Consider the following 566-nt stretch of genomic DNA (forward strand, 5'->3'; position numbering starts at 1 on the left):
CGGGACGAACTGGCGATCTTCGAGATGGCGCTGCAGATGCGCCGGCGCTACGGCGCCGAGGCGATCCGCCACTACATCATCAGCCACACCGAAAGCGTGAGCGACCTGCTCGAGGTGCTGCTGCTGCAAAAGGAGGTGGGCCTGGTGCGCGGCACCCTCGATGCACAGGCCCAGGCCGACCTGATCGTGGTGCCGCTGTTCGAGACCATCGAAGACCTGCGCAACGCCGCGCCCATCATGCGCGAGTTCTATGCGCTGCCCGGCGTGGCCGCGCTGGTGCAGCGCTCGGGCGCCGAGCAGGACATCATGCTCGGCTACTCCGACAGCAACAAGGACGGCGGCATCTTCACNAGGCCCAGGCCGACCTGATCGTGGTGCCGCTGTTCGAGACCATCGAAGACCTGCGCAACGCCGCGCCCATCATGCGCGAGTTCTATGCGCTGCCCGGCGTGGCCGCGCTGGTGCAGCGCTCGGGCGCCGAGCAGGACATCATGCTCGGCTACTCCGACAGCAACAAGGACGGCGGCATCTTCACCAGCAACTGGGAGCTGTACCGCGCCGAGATC

The 566-nt window shown here is 66.9% G+C and carries 2 protein-coding genes; both read left to right on the forward strand.

Annotated features, from left to right (window positions below; genetic code table 11):
- Positions 1-369 (forward strand): phosphoenolpyruvate carboxylase (locus tag QZH66_RS18225; RefSeq protein WP_305807205.1); only part of this gene is annotated, 369 nt, incomplete at its 5' end.
- A 2-nt stretch (positions 370-371) separates the two neighbouring features.
- Positions 372-566, forward strand: a 195-nt coding sequence (locus QZH66_RS18230; RefSeq protein WP_345783883.1) for a phosphoenolpyruvate carboxylase, incomplete at its 3' end; no start/stop codon positions are given.

This window comes from Stenotrophomonas sp. YIM B06876 (assembly GCF_030711595.1).
Classification (GTDB): Bacteria; Pseudomonadota; Gammaproteobacteria; order Xanthomonadales; family Xanthomonadaceae; genus Stenotrophomonas.